Annotated in this window: 19 protein-coding genes and 2 tRNA genes; 15 read left to right on the forward strand and 6 right to left on the reverse strand. The window is 57.7% G+C overall.

Annotated features, from left to right (window positions below; all coding sequences use genetic code 11):
• Nucleotides 1–25 precede the first annotated feature (25 nt).
• From J2S62_RS03145 to fmdA, 3 genes are read left to right on the forward strand one after another with little or no spacing between them, the layout of a single operon-like run.
• Complete coding sequence (locus tag J2S62_RS03145; RefSeq protein ID WP_310171318.1) at nucleotides 26–1,174, forward strand: zinc-dependent alcohol dehydrogenase; 1,149 nt, start codon at nucleotides 26–28, stop codon at nucleotides 1,172–1,174.
• Nucleotides 1,175–1,189: 15 nt separating this feature from the next.
• Entirely contained in the window at nucleotides 1,190–1,765 is a 576-nt protein-coding gene (locus J2S62_RS03150) for a hypothetical protein (RefSeq protein ID WP_310171320.1), read from the forward strand.
• A 43-nt stretch (nucleotides 1,766–1,808) separates the two neighbouring features.
• Nucleotides 1,809–3,230, forward strand: coding sequence for a formamidase (gene fmdA / locus J2S62_RS03155; RefSeq protein WP_310171321.1), 1,422 nt, complete (start codon nucleotides 1,809–1,811; stop codon nucleotides 3,228–3,230).
• Nucleotides 3,231–3,288: 58 nt separating this feature from the next.
• Here fmdA and J2S62_RS03160 read toward each other — a convergent pair whose 3' ends face one another.
• Nucleotides 3,289–4,644 (reverse strand): cytochrome P450, encoded by a 1,356-nt coding sequence (locus tag J2S62_RS03160; protein WP_310171323.1) that lies wholly within the window; start codon nucleotides 4,642–4,644, stop codon nucleotides 3,289–3,291.
• Between the two features lie 118 nt (nucleotides 4,645–4,762).
• On the opposite strand from J2S62_RS03160, the gene trxA reads away from it, so the two are divergent.
• The gene (trxA, locus tag J2S62_RS03165) at nucleotides 4,763–5,146 is read left to right on the forward strand and encodes a thioredoxin (RefSeq protein WP_310171325.1); all 384 of its coding nucleotides are present in this window, start codon (nucleotides 4,763–4,765) and stop codon (nucleotides 5,144–5,146) included.
• Here the strand turns inward: trxA and J2S62_RS03170 are convergent.
• A complete protein-coding gene (locus J2S62_RS03170; protein WP_310171328.1) occupies nucleotides 5,143–6,126 on the reverse strand; it encodes a DNA-3-methyladenine glycosylase family protein in 984 nt (327 codons plus the stop codon). The genes trxA and J2S62_RS03170 overlap by 4 nt on opposite strands.
• A gap of 58 nt (nucleotides 6,127–6,184) precedes the next feature.
• On the opposite strand from J2S62_RS03170, the gene J2S62_RS03175 reads away from it, so the two are divergent.
• The 5 genes from J2S62_RS03175 to J2S62_RS03195 all read left to right on the forward strand — a co-directional run bounded on the left by J2S62_RS03175 (nucleotide 6,185) and on the right by J2S62_RS03195 (nucleotide 11,173).
• A complete protein-coding gene (locus tag J2S62_RS03175; RefSeq protein WP_310171330.1) occupies nucleotides 6,185–7,708 on the forward strand; it encodes a pyridoxal-phosphate dependent enzyme in 1,524 nt (507 codons plus the stop codon).
• A gap of 20 nt (nucleotides 7,709–7,728) precedes the next feature.
• Nucleotides 7,729–8,907 (forward strand): cystathionine gamma-synthase, encoded by a 1,179-nt coding sequence (locus J2S62_RS03180; RefSeq protein ID WP_310171333.1) that lies wholly within the window; start codon nucleotides 7,729–7,731, stop codon nucleotides 8,905–8,907.
• A 177-nt stretch (nucleotides 8,908–9,084) separates the two neighbouring features.
• Nucleotides 9,085–10,884 (forward strand): DEAD/DEAH box helicase, encoded by a 1,800-nt coding sequence (locus J2S62_RS03185; RefSeq protein WP_407649883.1) that lies wholly within the window; start codon nucleotides 9,085–9,087, stop codon nucleotides 10,882–10,884.
• Between the two features lie 81 nt (nucleotides 10,885–10,965).
• Nucleotides 10,966–11,037, forward strand: a tRNA-Thr gene (locus J2S62_RS03190).
• Between the two features lie 59 nt (nucleotides 11,038–11,096).
• A tRNA-Met gene (locus J2S62_RS03195) sits at nucleotides 11,097–11,173 on the forward strand.
• Nucleotides 11,174–11,236: 63 nt separating this feature from the next.
• On the opposite strand, the gene J2S62_RS03200 is transcribed toward J2S62_RS03195, so the two are convergent.
• The gene (locus tag J2S62_RS03200; RefSeq protein WP_310171336.1) at nucleotides 11,237–12,481 is read right to left on the reverse strand and encodes an aminopeptidase P family protein; all 1,245 of its coding nucleotides are present in this window, start codon (nucleotides 12,479–12,481) and stop codon (nucleotides 11,237–11,239) included.
• A gap of 306 nt (nucleotides 12,482–12,787) precedes the next feature.
• Between J2S62_RS03200 and J2S62_RS03205 the strand changes: the two genes are divergently transcribed.
• Both J2S62_RS03205 and J2S62_RS03210 read left to right on the forward strand, forming a co-directional pair.
• Nucleotides 12,788–13,444 (forward strand): YczE/YyaS/YitT family protein, encoded by a 657-nt coding sequence (locus J2S62_RS03205; protein ID WP_310171338.1) that lies wholly within the window; start codon nucleotides 12,788–12,790, stop codon nucleotides 13,442–13,444.
• A gap of 87 nt (nucleotides 13,445–13,531) precedes the next feature.
• Nucleotides 13,532–14,188 carry a phosphoribosyltransferase gene (locus tag J2S62_RS03210; RefSeq protein WP_310171342.1) on the forward strand — a complete coding sequence of 219 codons (657 nt, stop codon included), beginning with the start codon at nucleotides 13,532–13,534 and terminating at the stop codon, nucleotides 14,186–14,188.
• A gap of 7 nt (nucleotides 14,189–14,195) precedes the next feature.
• Here the strand turns inward: J2S62_RS03210 and J2S62_RS03215 are convergent, their stop codons facing one another.
• Nucleotides 14,196–15,548: a Na+/H+ antiporter family protein gene (locus J2S62_RS03215; RefSeq protein WP_310171345.1), complete on the reverse strand. Its 1,353-nt coding sequence runs from the start codon at nucleotides 15,546–15,548 to the stop codon at nucleotides 14,196–14,198.
• A 149-nt stretch (nucleotides 15,549–15,697) separates the two neighbouring features.
• Between J2S62_RS03215 and J2S62_RS03220 the strand changes: the two genes are divergently transcribed.
• The gene (locus tag J2S62_RS03220) at nucleotides 15,698–16,672 is read left to right on the forward strand and encodes a universal stress protein (protein WP_310171347.1); all 975 of its coding nucleotides are present in this window, start codon (nucleotides 15,698–15,700) and stop codon (nucleotides 16,670–16,672) included.
• A 1-nt stretch (nucleotide 16,673) separates the two neighbouring features.
• On the opposite strand, the gene J2S62_RS03225 is transcribed toward J2S62_RS03220, so the two are convergent.
• Nucleotides 16,674–17,468, reverse strand: coding sequence for an IclR family transcriptional regulator (locus J2S62_RS03225; protein WP_310171349.1), 795 nt, complete (start codon nucleotides 17,466–17,468; stop codon nucleotides 16,674–16,676).
• A 176-nt stretch (nucleotides 17,469–17,644) separates the two neighbouring features.
• Here J2S62_RS03225 and J2S62_RS03230 point away from each other — a divergent pair, with 176 nt between their 5' ends.
• Nucleotides 17,645–18,325: a hypothetical protein gene (locus J2S62_RS03230; RefSeq protein WP_310171351.1), complete on the forward strand. Its 681-nt coding sequence runs from the start codon at nucleotides 17,645–17,647 to the stop codon at nucleotides 18,323–18,325.
• Nucleotides 18,326–18,335: 10 nt separating this feature from the next.
• Here J2S62_RS03230 and J2S62_RS03235 read toward each other — a convergent pair whose 3' ends face one another.
• The gene (locus tag J2S62_RS03235; RefSeq protein WP_310171353.1) at nucleotides 18,336–18,995 is read right to left on the reverse strand and encodes a GntR family transcriptional regulator; all 660 of its coding nucleotides are present in this window, start codon (nucleotides 18,993–18,995) and stop codon (nucleotides 18,336–18,338) included.
• A gap of 160 nt (nucleotides 18,996–19,155) precedes the next feature.
• Between J2S62_RS03235 and glyA the strand changes: the two genes are divergently transcribed.
• Together glyA and J2S62_RS03245 are read left to right on the forward strand one after the other, a co-directional pair.
• A complete protein-coding gene (gene glyA / locus J2S62_RS03240; RefSeq protein ID WP_310171355.1) occupies nucleotides 19,156–20,487 on the forward strand; it encodes a serine hydroxymethyltransferase in 1,332 nt (443 codons plus the stop codon).
• Nucleotides 20,488–20,489: 2 nt separating this feature from the next.
• On the forward strand, nucleotides 20,490–21,707 hold the full coding sequence (locus J2S62_RS03245) for a sarcosine oxidase subunit beta family protein (RefSeq protein WP_310171358.1): 1,218 nt from the start codon (nucleotides 20,490–20,492) through the stop codon (nucleotides 21,705–21,707).
• Nucleotides 21,708–21,709: the final 2 nt, after the last annotated feature.

Raw genomic sequence — 21,709 nt, forward strand, 5'->3', positions numbered from 1 at the left:
GTGAGCTACAAGTTGAGGTGATGTGGTGCGAGCGATGGTGTACCGCGGCCCGTATAAGATCCGGGTCGAAGACAAACAAATGCCCTCTATTGAACATTCCAACGATGCCATTATCCGGGTGACAAAAGCTGCGGTGTGCGGTTCCGATCTCCACCTCTACCACGGGATGATGCCCGACACCCGCGTCGGCATGACCTTTGGCCACGAGTTCGTCGGCGTGGTCCATGAAGTCGGCGCCTCGGTGCGGTCGCTCAAACCCGGCGACCGCGTTATGGTCCCGGCCAATATCTATTGCGGGTCATGTTTCTATTGCGCTCGCGGACTCTACTCGAACTGCCATAACGTCAACGCCAACGCGACCGCTGCGGGTGCGCTGTATGGCTATTCCCATACGGTCGGAGGCTACGATGGCGGTCAGGCAGAATACGTTCGGGTGCCCTTTGCTGATGTGGGCCCCAGTGTCATACCCGAATGGTTAGATGATGAAGATGCGCTGATGATGACGGACGCGCTGGCCACCGGGTACTTTGGAGCCCAGTTAGGTGAGATCACCGAAGGCGATACCGTGGTGGTCTTCGGCGCCGGACCGGTCGGGCTCTTTGCCGCCAAATCTGCCTGGTTTATGGGAGCCGGGCGGGTGATCGTGATTGATCATCTGAACTATCGGCTCGAAAAAGCCCGAACCTTCGCGCATGCAGAAACCTATAACTTCGTCGAGATCGACGATATCGTAGTGCATCTGAAGCGCGCTACGGACTATTTCGGAGCCGACGTCGCTATCGATGCCGTTGGCGCTGAAGCAGACGGCAATGTTATCCAACATGTCACCGCTGCCAAGCTCAAGCTGCAGGGCGGCTCACCGGTCGCGTTAAACTGGGCGATCGATTCGGTTCGCAAAGGTGGCGTCATTTCGGTGATGGGCGCTTACGGTCCGATATATAGCGCGATCAAATTTGGTGATGCGATGAATAAAGGTTTGACCCTGCGCATGAACCAGGCCCCGATGAAACGCCAATGGCCCCGGCTGTTAGAGCACATCAAAGCCGGATATCTCAAGCCCAATGAGATCGTCACGCACCGTTTCCCATTGGAGGACATCGCAGAGGCGTATCACGTGTTCTCCGCAAAACTCGATGGTTGTATTAAACCGGTCATTATCGTTGGCGATCAGTGACAGGAGGAGCAGAGCATGCCGTATACCCCGAACAAACCCCAACCCCCTGAGACCCCCGAGCAGTTACGCGCACGGATCCCAGGCTGGGGTGTCGACCTGGACCCGAAGGATCGACCATCAGTACCCCGAGAGCGGTTCGACCCGGGTGCCACGGGAGCGCACTGGGAATTCCCCGAACGACAGCCTGAGACTGTTCCGCGCGAACGCTCAGTTGAACACCAGTTCCTCACCCCGGTCTTTGGCACCTCGGCGCCGCTGAAATGGTGCTCGGGACGGATCCGCCGCATGGCCTATCGTCTCGGTGAGGATCGCGCTGCTCGCTGGCTCATCTTGCTTGGCGCAGACCGAGTCGATGCGTGGGAGAACCACCTTGCCTCATTCATCACGCTGCGCCCGGATAACCCCGTAACCCAGACCGGCGTGACCAGCGAATTCAATCATCACGGTGTCTCCTCGCGGGTGGGTCAGCAACGTGCCGATGTGCGCCACCACTGGATGGACCCCATCATCGTCGCGGGCCCCTGGGTGGTCGGTGCGGGAGCTGCCATAGCGCTGGGTCTCAAGGCTGCTGCGCGTTTCCGAAACCGATAAGACAGCGGGAACAGGTTGCTCGATCCCGTGAACAAGGAGCATCATGCCGGACACGATTTTTGCACTCAACGATGACCGATCCTTCGAGGACCAAGAGGTCGTAGGGCATAACCGGTGGCACCCGGAGATCCCACCGGTGGCGACGATCGAACCGGGACAAGCGGTACGCATCGAGTGTCGCGAATGGTTCGACGGGTTCATCAAAAATGACGACTCAGCAGCAGACGTGCTCAACGCCCCGTTTCATGCTGGACACCAGCTCAGCGGCCCGTTCAGAGTTCCCGGAGCGCGACCGGGAGATCTGCTCGTGGTCGACATCCTCGACGCCGGACCGATCTCTTATGATCACACCGGTTCGTTAGCTGGCATGGGGTGGGGCTACACCGGTATTTTCGCGCACAATAACGGCGGCGGTTTTCTCGGCGAGCATTTCCCCGATGCGTATAAAGCCATCTGGGATTTTGCCGACGGGAAAGCCACATCGCGTCATATCCCCGGTGTTTCCTTCCAAGGGGTGGTGCATCCGGGATTGATGGGCACAGCGCCCTCGCCGCAACTGCTCAAGACCTGGAATAAGCGTGAGGCTGGACTCATCGCCACCAATCCGTTGCGGGTGCCCCCGCTTGCGCTGCCACCCCTGCCCAAGGGAGCCCTGCTTGGCGCAGTCCCTGCCGATGACGCCGCACGCATCGCATTAGAGGCTGCACAAACCGCGCCACCACGAGAAAATGGCGGCAACCAGGACATCAAAAATCTCACAGCGGGAAGCCGCGTCTATTTCCCGGTCTTTGTCGACGGAGCGAACCTCTCCGTCGGGGATCTCCACTTCTCGCAGGGGGATGGCGAAATTACCTTCTGCGGCGCCATCGAGATGGGCGGCTATATTGACCTGCGAGTCGACATTCTTCGGGGCGGCATGGAAACGTACAAAGTGCGCCACAACCCGATGTTTATCCCGGGCCACCAAGCGCCGCAATACACTGACTGGATCTCCTTTTCGGGAACCTCAGTGACCACCAAGGGCAAACAAAAATATCTCGACGCGCGCTTGGCCTATCAACGAGCTTGTTTGCACGCTATCGAATACCTCACCACCTTTGGGTATTCGCCCGAACAGGCCTACCTGTTGCTCGGGGCGGCCCCTATTGAAGGTCACCTGTCCAGCGTGGTTGATATCCCAAATGCCTGTGCCACGGTGTATATCCCAACGGAGATCTTTGATTTTGATATCAAACCCAGCAGTGGCGGACCGCATCAAGTGCATAGCGGGATCGATGTGCCCCGCGCAGCTGCGGCACAACTACCGAAAGAAAACATTCTGCGAGCAGTCCCGAAAAAGAAACGCGCCCTGCTGCCATCCTCCTCGGCTGCGACCGTCGACGGTAGCACGAGCCCGATCCGCCAAGTTGCCCACCTCGTGGGGGATCGGCTCCAAAATATCGCCCGTCGGGTCCGAGGCCGTTAAACTGTGCCGACAGAGATGCCTCTCTGTCGGCATAGGATGCGGTGCGTGAGGTTGTGCCTTAGCGGCGCGTTACCGCAAAGCGCGAGGAGAACGGGCTGAGCGTTCCCGGGAGGTTTTCCAAATCGAGCGGCTCGGAAACGTTTTTCGTCGAGCTGGCCGGCTCAAAGTCGTGGTGCTGCAGCAGTTCGCCGAGCACCGCAGAAGCAGTCAGCAGCACGACGTTACGTCCCGGACAGAAACCGGGCCCGCCACTAAAGGGCACCAATGGCCAGTCTGAATCATCTCGGTTTTCCAGCCACAACTGTGGGCTAAACCGATGCGCTTCGGGGAGGGTTTCGTCGTCTCGGTGGAAGAACGGCGCAAAAATCACGATCGAGGTGCCTTCTTGTAATGTGCCGTTACGCCAGGTTGTAGGTTCTTCAGCCTCTCGAAGGATCAGTGGGGTAGTAGGCCACAGGCGTAACGATTCCAACATGACGGCACGTAACTGCGGCATGTCGGGGAAACTCTCCTGAGTTTCAGCCCGTGCAGCTGCACTGGTTTCTGGGTCCACGGACAGCAGACTCAAGGCGCGGAATGCGCCCCACGATGCAGCGTCAAAGGCGAACATCCACTGTGGGATTTGTTGTTCGGGGACGGTCTTGTCGGTACTGGCTGTGTGCGCCGCCATTGCGGCCAGGCTGCCGGGTTCGGCACGCTCGAGGTAGTGCTGCAAGGTGGTCAAGAACCGTTTTCGTTGCTTCCGGTTTTTCGGGACAAGGTACGAAACGTTGCCTCGCGCCCGCAGTTCGTTGAGGTAAGTGGTGACTTGTTCATCATCACGGGCCGAATCGCCTAACGTAATACGTCGGACGAGGCGCCACCACATCTGGCTGAAGGCTTTCCACTCCAAGGCTTGGGTGAAGTCAAGATGTCCGCGCAGCGCATCAACCTCTTCACGAATTGCGCGAGTCATGGTCTCGGCGTGCGAATGCACCGTCTTGCCGGCCTCGAGTGCTTCTTCATTGAACGGACGGCGGATCTTTCGTTGTTCAGGATTGGAGACCAGCACGCCGGATGGCTGGAAATGATTCAGGGCGCCGCGTTTCTCCATACTTGCCGGGCTAAAAGGTTCTGGAGTGTTATTTAGGACCCGATGTACATCCTCAGGATCTAGTAACAGTGCGATGCGCCGGCCCGGGAACAACTGGAGTTGGACGGGGCCCGGACCGTATTTAGCGCGCAGTTTTTTGAGCTCATCAACCCCGGCGCTGTCGAGGTCCATCCGTTCAGCCATGTCAACGGCCTTGGGCCGACGAATAATAGGCCCTTTAATAACCGGGGAAGCCAGCACACGGGTGAGGACGCGGGCATGTTCTGTTGGGGTGAGTTGGGGGACAGGATCATTTGGATGCTGGTATGACGTGTCTCTCATAGTTCCACGCTACTGGCCGGCTGAACTGTGACGAAAGGGCCCACATCCGCCCGGTAGTTCGCGCTCGACTGATGGACCTCGACTAGGCACCGGGCGGTGGTACAAGTAGGCTGGCGGCATGGCAACAGTAGATTTAACCCAAGAAACATTCCAAGAGACCATCGAAGGTAACGACATCGTGCTCGTTGACTGGTGGGCCGACTGGTGTGGACCGTGCAAAATGTTTGCACCCGTCTACGACGAAGTCTCCCAAAAGCACGACGACATCGTCTTCGGCAAGATTGATACCGAAGATCAGCAGCAGCTGGCGGCCGCTGCCGGAATCTCCTCGATTCCAACCCTCATGGCCTTCCGTGAGAACGTGTTGGTGTTCTCCCAGCCCGGCGCGATCAACGCCCAACAGCTGGACCATCTCATCGAACAGGTCCGCGATCTCGATATGGCAGAGGTCCACAAGCAAGTGGAGGAAGCCCGGTCGAAAGCCGAGCAGAACAACAACTAACGATCCCGAAAATCGGTTGCCGCCATGCGGGGACCGAAACGCGAAAAGCGGATCCCCGAGACATAGATCAGCCTGACAATCCGTTGCCGATGACCGACCCAGGGCTCTAGCAGCTCCAGCATCCCGTCATCATCGGTGCGGCGCCCCGTCAGTGCTTCGCCGACGTGATGTGCGACGTGGAAATCACCCACGGCCACATAATCGGCCGCCCCGTGGGTCCGCTGTAGTGTTTCTGCGACCGTCCACGGTCCGATCCCGGGCAATGAATTCAATCCCGTACTGATCTGGTCCACCGGCTGGTGCGCTAATCGGTGCAATGCCGAAGCCCGCGAGGCGACAGTCTTGAGGGTCCGGGCCATAAAAGGTTGGACCCACCCGGCATGCCACTGCCACGATGCGATGCCTAGTACCGTTTGCGGTTTTGGTGCCGTTTTCGAAACAGGCTCACCACCGGGGGAAGGGTCACCGTAGGTATTTGCCAACCAACCCCACGTGGCGCGTGCTTGCTGCTGGGTGACTTTCTGTTCCAGCACCACGGTCAGTAACTCGTCGACGAGTTGGCCGGTGGCCATAAAACGCATCCCGGGATTTCTTCGGCGGGCCTCTACGACGCGTTCCGGCAGCAGATGCGCGGTTTGATCCAACAGCTCATCAAACTGAGCCCAACCGTCCAGCGATTGTTCATCAACGCCCAACAGCACCGGCATGCGCTGGACAACGTACTCAATGGCGGAACGATCACCGTGCGCCCACACGTGATAGCGGATCTCGGCTGGTTGCACCGAAGAGCGCGGATGCACGATCGCGATGGTGACCGGGCCGGTAGTCACCGGATGAAATGATAACCAACTGACACCGTTGATCGTTGCCGCGGTCGGATCGGCTCTGCCGCGAATCAGGGGCGCCATGTTCGCCGCCACGTCAACGGCTACGCCGGGGTGCAGCACATCCGAGTAGTCCGGCTGCTGTGTAAAGTTCATGGCGATTTATAACCTCCCTCATCGCCGTGGTGACCCTGAACCAGGTAGCGTGGTCCATATGAGCCAAAATCAGCCTACGTCAGTCACGCCCAAGTACGCCGAAACCATCCTCGACCTCATTGGTAACACGCCGTTGGTAAAACTCAACTCCATCGGAGCTGATCTCAAACCAACGATCCTGGTCAAATGCGAGTTTTTGAACCCTGGTGGTTCCATTAAAGACCGCATTGCGCTGAAGATGATCGAGCGGGCAGAAGCTGAAGGCAAACTCTCCGAGGGCGGAACCGTGGTGGAACCCACCTCCGGTAACACCGGGGTCGGCCTGGCCATGGTGGCTCAGCAGAAAGGGTACCGCTCGGTCTTTATTACCCCGAGCAAAGTGGCTCAGGAAAAGCGCGACGTGCTCAAAGCCTACGGCGCTGATGTAGTGGTCTCCGAAACCGCAGTGCCGCCAGAATCAGAAAACTCCTATTACGGGATTACCAACCGGTTAGAGGAAGCAATTGAGGGCGCCTACCAGCCAAACCAGTTCTTCAACTCGGCCGCTCCAGAGTCGCACTACGAAACCACCGGGCCCGAGATCTGGGAAGATACCGCCGGCCAAGTCACGCACGTGGTGATCGGCGCGGGGACGGGCGGCACGATGACTGGTACCGGCCGCTACCTTCACGAAGTCTCGGCCGACCGCGAGTCCGGGCCAGTAAAAGTCGTGGTCGCTGACCCCTCCGGGTCGGTCTACTCCGGTGGCAGCGGACGGCCATATTTCGTCGAAGGCGTGGGCGAGGACATGTGGCCCGGCAACTACGACCCGGAAGTCCCAGACTCCATCCACGAAATCACCGATGCCGAGGCTTTCCACTACACCCGGCGTCTGGCTGCCGAGGAGGGGATACTGGCCGGTGGCTCATCCGGGATGGCGCTGGCAGCCGCACTCAAAGAAGCCGAAAACCTCACCGAAGACGATGTGATGGTCGTGATCCTGCCTGATTCCGGACGCGGTTACCTAGGCAAAATCTTTTCCGAAACCTGGATGGAAGAACACGGTTTCGACACCAACGCACCCGAACCGGTCGCGCCTCAGCGCATTGGCACCGCCTACCTGGACGGCACCGATCCCGCCGCACCCGAAGCTGACACCGACACCGTCGAAGTACCGGGGCTAGCGGCCCAGATCGGTGACCTGCTGGATACCAAAGCCCAATGGTTGCCCGGTTCGCTGCCAGAAGTGGTGGTCGCCGTGCTTGATGCGCCCGTTTCGGATGCAATTTCGACCATGAACCGCTACGGCATCGACGCGCTGCCCGTCGTGGGTGGCATCCAAGAGGCATACCGGATCGGCGAGGTTCGGGGTGCTGTTACCGTGCGTGCACTCATGGACCAGTTGGCGTCCGGTGCGATCACCGCAGACAGCAGCCTTGCCGAGACCAAGCTGACGGAACTGCCAAAGGTTGGGTACATGACCTCGGTAGCCGACACCAAAACCGTACTGGAAACCGCACCCGCAGCGCTGGTCACCCGCGATGGCAATATCGCCGGGATCATTTCAGCCCACGATATCTTGATGCACCTGATTGCCAAGTAACTTCTCCAGGAGACACCTTCATGACGTTCATCGATAAGCACAGCTCCGGTTTTAACACCCGGGCCATCCACGCCGGTCAAGAGCTCGACCCCGTCTACGGTGCGGTCGTGCCACCAATCCATCTATCGTCCACCTACGCGCCAGAAGCCATCGGCAAACTGCGCAAAGGCTACGACTATGGCCGCGGCACCAACCCCACCCGTGATGCCCTCCAAACCCAAATCGCCCAACTCGAAACCGGAAACGCCGACACCGGTTTCGCCTACACCTTCTCCTCAGGACTGGCGGCTGAGACCGCTTTGCTCATGGCTGCTTGTGTACCCGGTGACCGGGTTATCGTGGGCAACGACGTCTACGGCGGGACGTATCGGTTGCTGGATAAAGTGCTGGGCCCGTGGCAACTAAAACACCAGGTTGTCGACATGTCGGACTTGGATCAGGTGCGTGAAGCACTTGCCGGTGGTAAGACTCGAGTGTTGTGGGTGGAAACCCCGACCAACCCGATGATGAAAATCGCCGACATCGCCGCCCTGGCCGAACTCGCCCACGAATTCGACACTTTATTGGTCGTCGACAACACCTTCGCCACCCCGTATCTGCAGTTGCCCTTGACCCTGGGCGCTGATGTCGTCGTGCACTCGACCACCAAATACATGGGTGGTCACTCCGATACCATCGGTGGGGCAGTGGTGACCGAAGACGAAGAACTGGCTAATGCGATTAATTTCCAACAGTTTGCGGCCGGCGCCTCGAATTCGCCGCTGGATTCCTATCTGGTCACTCGCGGCCTGAAGACCCTGGGGGTCCGAATGGACCGCCACGTCGCCAATGCCGAAGCGATCGTTGCCTGGTTGGTCGAGCAGCCAGGTGTCGAAAAGGTTCACTATCCGGGCCTTGAAGACCACCCCGGGCATGAAATCGCCAAAAAACAGATGTCCGGTTTCGGTGGGATGGTATCCGTCCAATTCAAAGCTGGCGTTGAAGCCACCCGGAAGGTAGCCGAATCAACACACGTCTTCCGGCTGGCCGAATCCCTCGGCGGCGTCGAGTCGTTGTTGAATTACCCAACCGCTATGACGCACGCCTCAGTTGAAGGCACAGAGCTGGCGGTTCCAGGGAATTTGATCCGGTTATCTGTCGGTATTGAAGACATTGATGATCTCATTGGTGACCTCGACCAGGCTTTGAAGGGCCTGTAAGACGCACCTCGATTATCGAAAATGCCGGATTTGGCCTAGACTAGAAGAGTTCAGCCAGATCCGGCTTCTTCCTTTAACTTAGACTCCAGTCATTGGGACTGTTGAGTGGTACGTAGCGTGCATTGCAAGGAATACATCCGGATCCTTACATCACCTTACGAAATCTAGGAAGTCTTTTTGACCGAACAATCTTCGCTGCCCGAAACCGAAACAACTTTTGCCTCGCTCAACCTTGCCGATCCGATAACCAAGGCACTCGAAGGGTTGGGCTATGAGAAACCCTCCCCGATCCAGGCACGGACTATCCCGCTGCTGCTAGAAGGCCGCGACGTCGTAGGTCTTGCACAAACTGGTACCGGTAAAACCGCTGCGTTCGCGCTGCCTGTCCTCTCCAATCTGGCCGATGCAAACCAAAACCATAAGAGCCCTCAGGTGCTGGTGCTGGCTCCAACCCGCGAGCTGGCTTTACAGGTCGCCGAAGCCTTCAACTCGTATGCCGAACACGTCCCATCTGTGAGCGTGCTTCCGGTCTACGGCGGTTCGTCATACGGACCACAGCTGGCCGGTTTGCGTCGCGGTGCCACCATCGTGGTTGGTACTCCCGGTCGTGTCATTGACCACCTGGAACGGGGATCCCTGGATCTTTCCGACCTGAAATATCTGGTGTTGGATGAAGCCGACGAGATGCTGCGCATGGGCTTTGCTGAGGACGTGGACCGCATTTTGTCCTCAGCGCCAAAAGAAAAACAGACCGCGTTATTCTCAGCAACGATGCCACGTGCGATCCAACGCATCACCGGTGATTACCTCAACGATCCCGTACAGGTTCAGGTCGAAGGGCAATCCAAACCCGCCCAGAACATTCGTCAGCGGTACTTGCAAGTCGCTCAGCCTTGGAAGCTCGAAGCGATGACCCGTTTACTGGAAACCGAAGATACCGATGGCATCATCGCGTTTGTGCGTACCCGCAACATGACCGAAGAGCTCACCACGAAATTGGTAGCTCGTGGTTTCGCAGCCGCTGCGATTTCCGGTGATATCCCGCAGAACATCCGTGAAAAGACCGTGGAAGATCTGCGCGCAGGACGAATCGATATCTTGGTTGCCACAGATGTTGCTGCCCGTGGGCTCGATGTGGAACGTATTAGCCACGTTGTGAATTACGATATTCCGCACGATACTTCTTCATACGTGCACCGTATTGGTCGTACCGGCCGCGCCGGGCGCCAAGGTGACGCAATCTTGCTGATGACCCCGCGCGAACGGTACTTGTTGCGCTCCATTGAGAAAGCCACCAAGCAGTCCGTAGAAGAAATGCAACTTCCGTCGCTAGACGAAGTTAACGCTTCTCGTCGTGCCGCGTTCGCTGAAAACATCACTCAGACAATCGCCGCCCACGATGACAACGAGGAACTCTCGACTTACCGGGATCTCGTCACCGATTACATTGCTGAACACGACATCGCAGCCGTCGACGTTGCAGCAGCATTGGCGCTGATGGTTCAAGATGGTCGACCACTTGAAGCATCCGAACCAGATCTTCCGCCCATGAACCAGCGCGGCCAACGGAAAGACCAGCACGGTGGCGAACGCTCGAGCCGTCCGAAGCGCGCAACCAAAGAAGGCCACGCAACCTACTGGGTCGCAGTGGGCCACAAAGATCGAGTTGGACCCGGCAACATTGTGGGCGCGATTGCCAACGAAGCCAATTTGGATATCTCCGAGATTGGTGAGATTACCATTCGGCCGACTTTCTCCCTGGTGGAGCTGCCCGAGCAGCTGTCGCATAAGCAACAAGAAGCGCTCAAAAACGCAGTTGTTGGGGGCCGGAAGCTAAATCTCCGGCTAGACAAAGGCGCGCCGAAAAGCTTCGGTTCCCGTGGCACGCACGGCGGCGGTTACGACCCTGCCCAACGAGGCCAAAAGAAAAAACAGCGGTGGTCGAAAGCTAAAAAGCGGACGTCCTACGAGGGCTAAAAACTCTCACAGTGACGTTGCCCATAAACGAGGTTCTTGATTTTGCCTTTTGATCATTTGTTGGTAAAGTCTTATCTCGTTGCCCCGATAGCTCAGTGGTAGAGCGCCATCTTGGTAAGATGGAGGTCCCGGGATCGATTCCCGGTCGGGGCTCTGATGAAATAGCCTGCGAGCTCGCAGGCTATTTTTATCCAGAGTCAGGTAACTGACGTGGCTGTGTAGCTCAGTTGGTGAGAGCGCACGACTCATAATCGTGAGGTCGGCGGTTCGAATCCGCCCACAGCTACCAACAAAAACTCCCTCGCAAATTCTTTGCGAGGGAGTTTTTTCGTGCCATCAGGCTGCCGAGGAACTAGTCAATAATGTTATGTTCCGGACCGACCTCAAATTCGGTGAGGTTTTCGTGGCCGTCTTCAGTGATGACGAGCATATCGTGCTCGCGATACCCCCCAGCGCCGGGCATATCGTTTGGAATAACCAGCATCGGCTCCATCGAGACCACCATCCCTGGCTTCAACTCAGTCTCGATGTGCTCCTGGAATTCCATGCCAGCTTCGCGACCGTAGTAGGGGCTCATGACACCAAATGAGTGACCATAGCCGATTGGTGCGTACTGCAGCAGGTCGTGTTTTTCGAAGAAGCGGTTGAGTTCTGCGGCGACGTCGCCAGCGACGACTCCTGGTTTCACCATTTCCAGGCCCAGTTTGTAGGCTTCAACGTTGAGCTTCCAGATTTCTAAAGTACGATCGTCTGGCTGACCTAGGTGCATGCTGCGTTCCATGGCCGTGTAGTGCCCTGACATCATCGGGAAACAGTTGATGGACAGCAGGTCACCCTTCTGCAGCTTGCGAGTCGTTGGCCAGTTATGGGCGCCGTCGGTATTAATACCGGACTGGATCAGTGCGAACGTTTCGCGTACTTCTTGATTCGGATAGGCCTTAGCGATTTCTGGGACCATCGCGTCCACGGCGATCTGGGCCAATTCGTATTCGGTGATGCCCTCACGAATTGCGTTCTTCACGGCGCGACCACCAATATCAGCGATCCGCGCACCCTCACGCATGAGTACGATTTCTTCTTCGGATTTGATCAGTCGACGCCACATGAGTGGTTCAGCCACATCGACCAGTTCGACGCCTTCGAACCAGTTTTGGAAAGAGTGGTATTCATCGACCACCAGCCCGTCGAATTCCACACCGAGACGGCGTGGTTTGATGTTGCGCTCATCAAGCGTGTGCTGGACGGCGCGCAACATGTTCTCGGAGTCCCAGTCCGAATACACAATGTTCTTGCCGTGGGTGGTCCGCCATGGCATACCACCATCGACCCATGGAGTCACCGTGATCGAGTCTTCTGGCGTGATGACCAGCCCAAAGGTACGACCGAATGGGGAGGGGACGAAGTCTGAGTAGTATTTGATGTTGTGCATGGTGGTAAGAACCAGTGCATCAACATCTTTTTCCGCCATGACCTCACGAGCGTTTCTCAGGCGGCGTTCGAATTCTTGCGGTGAAAAGGTGGTGGCGATCTGTTCGCCGTTGTGTTGGGTAAAAACGTGGGGGACGTTGTCAAGATTGGTCTTCTGTGGTTTTGCCATAAATAAAGTTCTCCGTCTAAGCATCGGGGACAAATGGACTGTACGTGTCGTTCCAACCTCATCCTATGCTCGCTGAAAAAGCGACTTCAAGACAGGAGCGGCGATCTCGCGACTAGCCATGAGCTGATTCAAACCCAGGTGCTGTAGTTCACATGACGTTCTGACCAATCCCACGAGGACGGGCACATATAATGAGCGTGGGGAAGGACCCCGCGAACTCTGGAGAACCTGATACAGCTTGGTACATAATGTCGTGACGTTTTCACCCCTAGGGTGTGGGCTACGGGCCGTCGGTTGTGACGATTGATGCTTCGCCAACTGAAACGTCTGACTATCTTTCTTCTGGGAGTCTTTCTCATCGCCATTGGCGTGGCCCTGTCGGTACGCGCCGACCTAGGGACAGCACCGATTGCATCGCTACCGGCAGTCCTGTCATTTATCACGCCTGTCAGCGTTGGCACATATGTCATGACGCTCAACGTGATCTTCGTGGTGCTCCAGGTGCTGATACTGCGTCGCAAATTTCCTACATTTCAGCTCATTCAGCTGCCACTGGCCGTGGCCTTTGGGCTGTTCGTGGACTTGGCGATGTATTTGACGGCATGGTTAGAACCGGCCAGTTACCTTGAGCAGTGGGCATGGCTGCTGGCCAGTGTCGTTCTGCTCGCAGTGGGGGTCTACGTGGAGATGCAGCCGCGGCTGACGTATCTCCCCGGGAATGCCATTGTCTTTACTATTTACACAGTGCTGCAAAATATCCGATATGGCACTATTAAGACGCTGGTCGATTCGACGCTGGTTATTGTGGCCGCGATTGTTTCTTTAATGTCCATGGGCGGACTCTACGGGGTGCGGGAAGGTACCATCTTTTCTGCACTCACTGTCGGTTTGTTGTTGCGGTGGATTCATGCCCTTCACCAGCGGTTTAGAGGTCCGGAGCCGGAGACTTCTTCCGGCTCATGAACGATATGGTGTTTGCGCGTCACGGGATAACGTATGTAGTGAACACGTCGATACCTGAAGCGAAGGCCTGGAGCACGGGGTTGCGCCATGAGGAAGCAAACGTTTTATGACCGGGTGGACGCCGGAGAGCAACTGGCGCACGAACTCAGCACACGCAAGGGCCTAAATCTGCCACCTGCTCCCGTGGTCCTCGGGTTGCCACGCGGGGGAGTGCCCGTTGCGGCAGTCGTTGCTCGCGTGCTGGAAGCTGAACTTGATGTGTTGGTGGTTCGCAAACTGGGCGTCCCGTTTCGGCCCGAGCTGGCCATGGGCGCGGTGGGTGAGGACGGCATCACGGTGCTCAACACGAAGATCATCGAACACGCGGATATTTCGACCGCTGACCAAGAAGAGGCCCTGCGCCAACAACGTCAAGAGGTCAGGGAACGCGCCATCAGGTTCAGACCACCGGGTCGCGGGCCCGTACCGTTAGCAGGACGCACGGCCATCATCGTCGACGACGGGGTTGCCACGGGGGCCACCGCGCAAGCAGCAGGACAGCTCGCACGCGCCCGCGGGGCGGAGCGGATCATCCTTGCCACCCCGGTTGTGCCCTATCAAGTCTTCCAGCACCTTAGTGATGACCCGGTCTTTGATGAGGTGGTGTGCTTACGTTCTCCGGTCCGGTTTCGTTCGGTCGGTGCGTTCTACACTGATTTCGCTCAAGTCACCGATGCCCAGGTGCGGGAAATTCTCGGCACCTAGTACCGGTTTAGAGCACCATTGCTGCGACCCAACCGGCTGCGGTCAGCGGGATATTGTAGTGCAAAAAGGTGGGAATAACGGTGTCACGCATGTGGTCGTGTTGCCCGTCGGCGGCAAGACCCGCGGTGGATCCCAGGGTCGAGTCTGAGGCTGGGGAGCCAGCATCACCCAGCGCACCGGCGGTCCCAATGAGCGCGACCGTGGCCAAGACAGAGAAATCTAACGACATAGCTAACGGCGCGTAGATGGCCGCAATGATCGGTAGGGTGGAAAACGACGAGCCGATGCCCATCGTGACAATGAGCCCGACCACCAGCATGGCCAGCGCCGCCAAGGCCCGATTGTCACCAAAGAATTCCTGTACCACGGCAACTAAGGGTTCAACCTGGCCGGATTCGTTAATTACGGCTGCGAAACCTTGTGCTGAGATCATCACGAAACCAATCAGCGCCATCATTCGCATACCAGAGGTAAAGACGTCATCGGCTTTATTCCACTGGACAACCCCCGAAATCAGGAAGATCCCCAGTCCCACGAGTGAACCCAGCAACAGACCATCGGCTTCAGAACCGGTGAATTGTACGATCAGTTGAATCGCGAAGGTCGCCACGATAGCGATCAGCGACATGACGAGGTTGTACCGCGTGGGAGTCGGTTCCACGATCCTGCCACCAGCAATCGGACGGTCCTCGTAGTGCCGTGGTTTGCGATAACTAATAAACACTGCGATCAGCAGACCCGCGACCATTCCTAAGGCGGGCAGTGCCATGGCCTGGACGATATTCACGCCGGAGGTGTCAACGCCGGCACGTTCTATATTGGCCAACAAAATGTCTTCAAGGAAGATCTTGCCGAACCCCACCGGCAGGGTCATGTAGGTAGTGACGAGACCAAAGGTCAACACACAGGCGATGAGCCTGCGATCTAAATGCAGGCGGTTCATGACCGTCAACAGCGGCGGAATCAGGAGCGGAATAAAGGCGATATGTACCGGGATGAGGTTCTGGGACATGATGGACATCGCCAGGGTCCCCGCGATTAAGACGTAGCTCGTTGCCGTCACCACCTTCTGGGACGCGCCGTCGGCTTCGGCATCGAGCTTCCGAATCAAGGTGTCGGCTAGCGCTTTCGGAAGACCTGAGGCAGCCACAGCCATGGCAAAAGCCCCAAGCAAGGCGTATGATAAGGCAATTCTGGCGCCATCGCCCAAGCCGGATTGGAAAGCCACCATGGTGGCTTCTAGCCCCATGCCAGCCATCAGTCCGCCCACCAGGGCACCGATAAATAACGCAATGACCACGTGGACTCGAAGCAACGCTAATAACAGCATCACGGCCACGGCAATAACTACAGCATTCACGAACGACAAGCATAGACCACTTAATGCCAGACGCTGACTTTGATGCTGAGGCCACCTTCGTCGGGAATTCCGAATAAGCCGTGTCAGCCGGTGAAATCTTGTACTGCAGGTTGCTGTTATGTTTTTGAGCACCTTGATATGGTTGTGATATGGAACACTCTACAGAATATTCAGGTTCGGCCTTCATTGTGGTGGGTGTCGACGGGTCAGATAACAGCGAGCGGGCATTCGAGGTGGCGCTTGGTATCGCACAGCAGCGAGAGCTTGCGCTACGTGTGGTGACGGCGTACACCGAGCCGGGGTATGAATACCTGCCGGAAAACACTCAGGGCCTCGCCCAGGAAAATGCACAGGAGGTCATGGATGACATAATCGCCACCGCCAAGGATGTTGATGTCGCCATCTCCTCCGCTGCCGTTGAAGGGGACGCGGCCGGAGTGATTATCAGGGAGTCCAAGAACGCGGCCCTGGTGGTCGTGGGGAAACGGGGTCGCAGTCGCTTCGCGGGCCGGTTCCTGGGAAGTGTCTCGGCCTCGGTGGCTTCGCATGCCCACTGCCCGAGCCTGGTGGTACCGGGTCGTGGCAAGAGAAAAGAACTTCCAGAGTCAGATTTCGCTGGCCCGGCAGATCAGGCTGACACGGCTATCGGTGTGATCACTTCTGAAGGAGTGGCCACCACCGCCGACTTCCGTGACAGCGTGGTTGTCGCAGTGGACCTCGACATTCAGCCGGTTGACCTTGTGCTAACGGCTGCGCAATATGCTGAAGAACGCGACCTGAATCTTGTCCTGATCAACGCTCAGCCTTTTAGTGGCAGCTTGTGGATGCCAGTGTCACCGGTATATCAGGCTGAGGTCCCGGATCTGCGAAAAAATGTGGCGGATCGACTAGCTAGGTTCGCTGAACAGATCGAAGATCAAACCACCGCGCCCGTCCAATGGCGATTCTATGACGCCTCACCATCGGATATTCTCACCGAAGCTTCCAATACGGCTTCGATGATTGCCATGGGTACCCGTGGCCGTGGGGGCTTTTCAGGGTTGTTGCTCGGCTCCGTCAGTCAAGCGGTCCTGAACCGTTCCGTTTGTCCGGTCCTGGTGATACCTACTCATCCGCAAGACTAAGTTAGCGTTTCAGCGCGGTGGCGGCAGAAGCGTTTTCTGCAGACTCTGGGTTGCCCATACGTGTGGAAATTTTGGCTGCGGTCTCCACGCACTGGCGTATCAGTTGCGTCGTGCTTGGTTCATCGATGCGGTAGGCGGGTGCGGCGATTAACACCGCGGCAACGACTTGGTTGCGATGGTCGTACACCGGGGCTGCGATCCCGACTTCGTCGGCAAAGGTTTCGCGAAGGTTTGTCGCATACCCCTGCTGACGAACTTTGTCGAGACGCTGGGTGAGTTGGGCGCGGGTCCAACCTGGCTGTAAGCGTGTGACCTCTTGATCCAACAGCTTTTGTATGCTGGACGGTTCCATATCGGCCAAGAAGACCTGTACAGTTGCCGAACCGGTCGAGTCGTACCTGGACCCCAGTGGTGAGGTGTGCTTGATGGTCCGCTCTGATGCGATTTGTTCGACCGTGACCGCGGCGGATTTTTCCCAGATAGCCAGAACGGTGGTTTCTTGCGTGGTCTCGGCGAGTTCTCGCAGATAGGGGTATGCCACTTTTCGCACGTTGAGGTTTGCTAGCAGCGGGCCGGCAACCGCAATGAGTCCGAGACCCAGCTGATATTTTCGGGTCGTCACATCTTGTTCGACCCACCCTTCGGTCTCCAGCGTGCTCAACAGCCGTGAGACGGAGGACTTATGTAGGCCCACTTGGTCAGCAATCTCTGTCACCCCAACCAGCGGATGCTCCGAGGAGAAGCACCGAAGGACATCGATGACGTTGTGAACTACCGAATTACGCGGTGCACCCATGAGACTCCTTCGCTTTGGAAACTTCTAAGGATCATACGCCACCGACCGCATGGGCAGCATGCCTGAGCGCCGCACACCGATGATCCGAGGACTCTTTGATAGGGTACCTACGGATGAAGCCCAGCTAGCCGAGCCAGCCCCCCGGCGCTCCAAGCTGGCCGTAGAAAGCGAGACGTATGACAGCATCTGCTGACCCCGAGGTAGTCGCGGTAGCCCAGGCTGCTAGCCGCAGTGGGGCACGGCCCTTCAAGGACGCCACCGGCAATTGGGCTGCCTCGGTAGAGGTCGCACTCATGGATACCATCCTGAGTATCGGCGCCCAAGTGGACGGCGCATATGGTGCTGGAGTGCTACCAAGGCTGCGGGCGTTCAAAGCGTTTCGGGGCCCAGCCAACATGATGCGCGTTGTCGCCACGCTGGGGCCCTTTGGTCTGGCTGACTTTGTGCCGGAAACAGCTCAGATCGATCAGCTGATGGCTGCTGCAGGTAACCTCCTCGATGCTGGAGTGCAAACTGCCGCCGATGTTGATCCGAACTCGGCAGACCAGCGGGAAGCTCTCGTCAAAACCAGCGGAGTGCCCGATGTCGCATGGCCATACTTTTTGCTGGCGCTAGATCTTCGAACACCGGAGCTCACCGCGGTGCAGCAGTCTTGGTTAGATCGGTTCGTCAAAGAAGCCACAGGCACGTCACAGCTGACCACCCAGCACCGAGATGCGCTCCTGCAAGCGGCGACGCAACAACTGGATGCCGAACACCAGCAGAAGTCCTACGGCACTATGCCTACGTTTACCCTGCCGCAGTTGCATCAGGCGATTATTCGAGCTGAATATGCTCGCGCTACAGCCCAATCGTAACGCCTAGAGCTTAGAGGGCTTCTCGGACCATCGAGTAAAAATTCTTGACGTGATCTGATGCTGTTTGCTCGGCAGCATCAGCCTCTCCGGCGAGGATCTGTTTGATCAGATGCGTATGTTCCACGATGTGCTCATACAGCGAAGGCAACCGGTCAGACAGCGCAGCCCAAATACGTGTGGCGATATTGTCTAATCGAATGAGCGTTTCCGACAAATGCTCATTTTGCGTCACGCTGTAGATGAGCCGGTGAACTGACAGGTCATAGGACAACAGATCGCGCTGGGACTGGTCAGGATTAAGATCTTGAATATCGTCCAGTACTTCGAGCAGGTCTTCGCGCCAGGCGCCGCCCCGTGCCTCAGCTGCACGGCGAGCGGCGAGCGGTTCGAGCGCTTGACGAACCTCCGAGACGTGGGCCAGCTCCGTGACATCGACCTGGCTGGCAAAGGTTCCCCGACGTGGATACGTCACCACCAAGTGATCGGATTCAAGCCGTTTGAGAGCTTCGCGCAACGGGGTTCTGCCGACCCCCATCTCCTCGGCGAGCTGCTTTTCCATAATGGGTTCACCCGGCTGGATATCCAACATGATGAGCCGGTCAAGCAAGATCCGGTAGGCGCGAGCGGATAAGGACTCGCTATTCGTATCGACGGTGTTCAGCGTGGTCATCCGTGTCCTTTCGTTGCTCCTCATTGTGCACTAAATACGGGCCAACCGCAGCGTTTGAAAATAACTCCCGCAAGCCCCTTGACAGTCCTGTGATAGACATCATAGTCTGTGATCGGTATCTGATATATCAAGTGTCGTTCAGGATTTCAAAGGAAGTTTCATGACAAGTACCACCTCTATGCAGTTTGAGTCTCAGGTTGCGCCGTCACTGACTCAGGATCTTGCTGAGCTCGATCCAGAAATTGCCGGTTTTCTCGATCAAGAACTCCAGCGCCAGCAAAGCGGCCTGGAAATGATCGCATCGGAAAACCACACACCGATGGCGGTTATGCAGGCTCAAGGTTCGGTGCTGACGAATAAATACGCCGAAGGTTACCCCGGACGACGCTACTACGGTGGCTGTGAACATGCGGACTCAGTGGAGCGGCTAGCTATTGAACGCGTCAAAGCGCTCTTTGGCGCAGAGTACGCCAATGTGCAGCCACACTCCGGAGCGCAGGCCAACGCCGCGGTCATGCACGCGTTGATCCGTCCTGGCGACACAGTCATGGGCCTGAACCTGGCCCACGGTGGTCACCTGACCCACGGCATGAAGCTGAACTTCTCCGGTCGGCTCTACAACATCGTGCCCTACTCGGTCGATGAAACCACCTATGAAGTCGATATGGACGAGGTTGCCCGACTTGCGCGCGAGCACCAGCCGAAGATGATTGTCGCCGGTTGGTCTGCGTACCCACGTCAGCTGGATTTCGCCCGCTTCCGCGAAATCGCCGACGAAGTTGGCGCCTACCTGTTTGTCGATATGGCCCACTTCGCCGGTCTGGTCGCTGCCGGCCTACACCCCTCACCGGTGCCACATGCTCACGTGGCGACCTCCACGACACACAAAACACTGGCCGGTCCTCGCGGTGGCATCATCCTGACCAACGACGCGGATATCGCCAAGAAGATCAACTCGGCAGTCTTCCCGGGCCAACAGGGTGGGCCGCTCATGCACGTCATCGCCGGCAAGGCCGTGGCTTTCAAGGTTGCAGCAGAAGAAGAATTCGCCGAACGTCAGCGCCGCACCTTAGAAGGCGCAAAAATCTTGGCTGACCGGCTATCGCAACCAGATGTCGCCGACGTTGGCATCTCGGTCTTGACCGGTGGCACGGATGTGCACCTGGTACTGGTCGATCTGCGGGACTCCGAGCTGGACGGCAAACAAGGCGAAGATCTGCTCCAGGAAGTCGATATCACCGTCAACCGCAATGCCGTCCCGTGGGATCCACGCCCACCCATGACGACCTCCGGTCTGCGCATTGGTACGCCGGCACTGACCACTCGCGGCTTTGGCACCGAAGCCTTCAAAGAGGTCGCCGACATCATTGCCTTGACCTTGATCGCCGGTGCCACCGGTGATCGCCAGACCCTCCCTGAGCTCGCAGAACGCGTCACAACGCTGGCCGAAGCTCATCCGCTATACCCAAACCTGGAACCGTTCGGAGCATAACCATGGCAGAACTTCTCCCACAACACCCCGAATACCTGTGGCGCAATCCGGAGCCGAAGTCGTCCTACGATGTCATCATCGTCGGGGCTGGCGGGCACGGGCTGGCCACGGCCCACTACCTGGCCGCCCGGCACGGCATCACCAATGTGGCCGTGATCGATAAGGGCTGGTTGGGTGGCGGCAATATGGCCCGCAACACGACCATTATTCGTTCAAACTACCTCTGGGACGAATCCGCCAACATCTACGAAACTTCGCTGAAGCTCTGGGAAGAGCTCCCCGAAGAACTCGACTACGACTTCCTGTTCTCCCAGCGCGGGGTATTGAACCTGGCCCACCACGTCTCAGAAGTGCGCGACTCCAAGCGACGGGTCAACGCCAACAGGCTCAACGGCGTCGACTCCGAATGGCTCGAACCAGAAGAAGTCAAAGAGATCTGTCCGATCATTAACATTTCGGACAACATCCGGTACCCGATTATGGGTTCGACCTACCAGCCGCGCGCGGGGATCGCCAAGCACGACCACGTCGCTTGGGCCTTGGCCCGTTCGGCTGACATGGCCGGTATCGACCTCATCCAGAACACCGAGGTCACCGACGTGCTGGTCGAAAACGGTAAAGTCACCGGAGTCGACACGACTCGCGGCAAGATCCACGCCGGCCAAGTCGCCCTATGCGGTGCCGGGCACTCCTCCCAGCTGGCCGAAATGGCCGGTATCAAACTGCCGATCCAGTCCCATCCGCTGCAGGCTCTGGTATCGGAACTGTTTGAACCCGTACACCCCACCGTGGTCATGTCCAACCACATCCACGTCTACGTTTCCCAGGCGCACAAGGGCGAACTCGTCATGGGTGCCGGCATCGATACCTACAACGGGTACGGCCAGCGCGGTGCCTTCCACGTAATTCAGGAACAAATGGCCGCAGCTGTAGAACTGTTCCCGATCTTTGCTCGCGCACACGTACTACGGACCTGGGGCGGCATCGTCGATACCACCCCGGATGCCTCGCCGATTGTGTCTAAGACCGAAGTCGACGGCCTGTATGTCAACTGTGGCTGGGGAACCGGCGGCTTCAAGGGCACCCCGGGTGCTGGCTACGCTATGGCCCACACCATCGCCCACGATGAACCACACGAAATCAACGCGCCCTTTAGCCTGGAGCGTTTCGAAACCGGTCATCTGATTGACGAACACGGCGCAGCAGCCGTGGCCCACTAACG

It is taken from the genome of Enteractinococcus fodinae (assembly GCF_031458395.1).
Lineage (GTDB): Bacteria > Actinomycetota > Actinomycetes > Actinomycetales > Micrococcaceae > Yaniella > Yaniella fodinae.

What these genes read in the sequence shown, in the direction of transcription:
- J2S62_RS03150 (WP_310171320.1), top strand. Translation starts at nt 1,190, where the DNA reads ATGCCGTATACCCCGAACAAACCCCAACCCCCTGAGACCCCCGAGCAG.
- fmdA (WP_310171321.1), top strand. Translation starts at nt 1,809, where the DNA reads ATGCCGGACACGATTTTTGCACTCAACGATGACCGATCCTTCGAGGAC.
- J2S62_RS03160 (WP_310171323.1), bottom strand. Translation starts at nt 4,644, where the DNA reads ATGAGAGACACGTCATACCAGCATCCAAATGATCCTGTCCCCCAACTC.
- trxA (WP_310171325.1), top strand. Translation starts at nt 4,763, where the DNA reads ATGGCAACAGTAGATTTAACCCAAGAAACATTCCAAGAGACCATCGAA.
- J2S62_RS03170 (WP_310171328.1), bottom strand. Translation starts at nt 6,126, where the DNA reads ATGAACTTTACACAGCAGCCGGACTACTCGGATGTGCTGCACCCCGGC.
- J2S62_RS03175 (WP_310171330.1), top strand. Translation starts at nt 6,185, where the DNA reads ATGAGCCAAAATCAGCCTACGTCAGTCACGCCCAAGTACGCCGAAACC.
- J2S62_RS03180 (WP_310171333.1), top strand. Translation starts at nt 7,729, where the DNA reads ATGACGTTCATCGATAAGCACAGCTCCGGTTTTAACACCCGGGCCATC.
- J2S62_RS03200 (WP_310171336.1), bottom strand. Translation starts at nt 12,481, where the DNA reads ATGGCAAAACCACAGAAGACCAATCTTGACAACGTCCCCCACGTTTTT.
- J2S62_RS03205 (WP_310171338.1), top strand. Translation starts at nt 12,788, where the DNA reads ATGCTTCGCCAACTGAAACGTCTGACTATCTTTCTTCTGGGAGTCTTT.
- J2S62_RS03210 (WP_310171342.1), top strand. Translation starts at nt 13,532, where the DNA reads ATGAGGAAGCAAACGTTTTATGACCGGGTGGACGCCGGAGAGCAACTG.
- J2S62_RS03220 (WP_310171347.1), top strand. Translation starts at nt 15,698, where the DNA reads ATGGAACACTCTACAGAATATTCAGGTTCGGCCTTCATTGTGGTGGGT.
- J2S62_RS03225 (WP_310171349.1), bottom strand. Translation starts at nt 17,468, where the DNA reads ATGGGTGCACCGCGTAATTCGGTAGTTCACAACGTCATCGATGTCCTT.
- J2S62_RS03230 (WP_310171351.1), top strand. Translation starts at nt 17,645, where the DNA reads ATGACAGCATCTGCTGACCCCGAGGTAGTCGCGGTAGCCCAGGCTGCT.
- J2S62_RS03235 (WP_310171353.1), bottom strand. Translation starts at nt 18,995, where the DNA reads ATGACCACGCTGAACACCGTCGATACGAATAGCGAGTCCTTATCCGCT.
- glyA (WP_310171355.1), top strand. Translation starts at nt 19,156, where the DNA reads ATGACAAGTACCACCTCTATGCAGTTTGAGTCTCAGGTTGCGCCGTCA.
- J2S62_RS03245 (WP_310171358.1), top strand. Translation starts at nt 20,490, where the DNA reads ATGGCAGAACTTCTCCCACAACACCCCGAATACCTGTGGCGCAATCCG.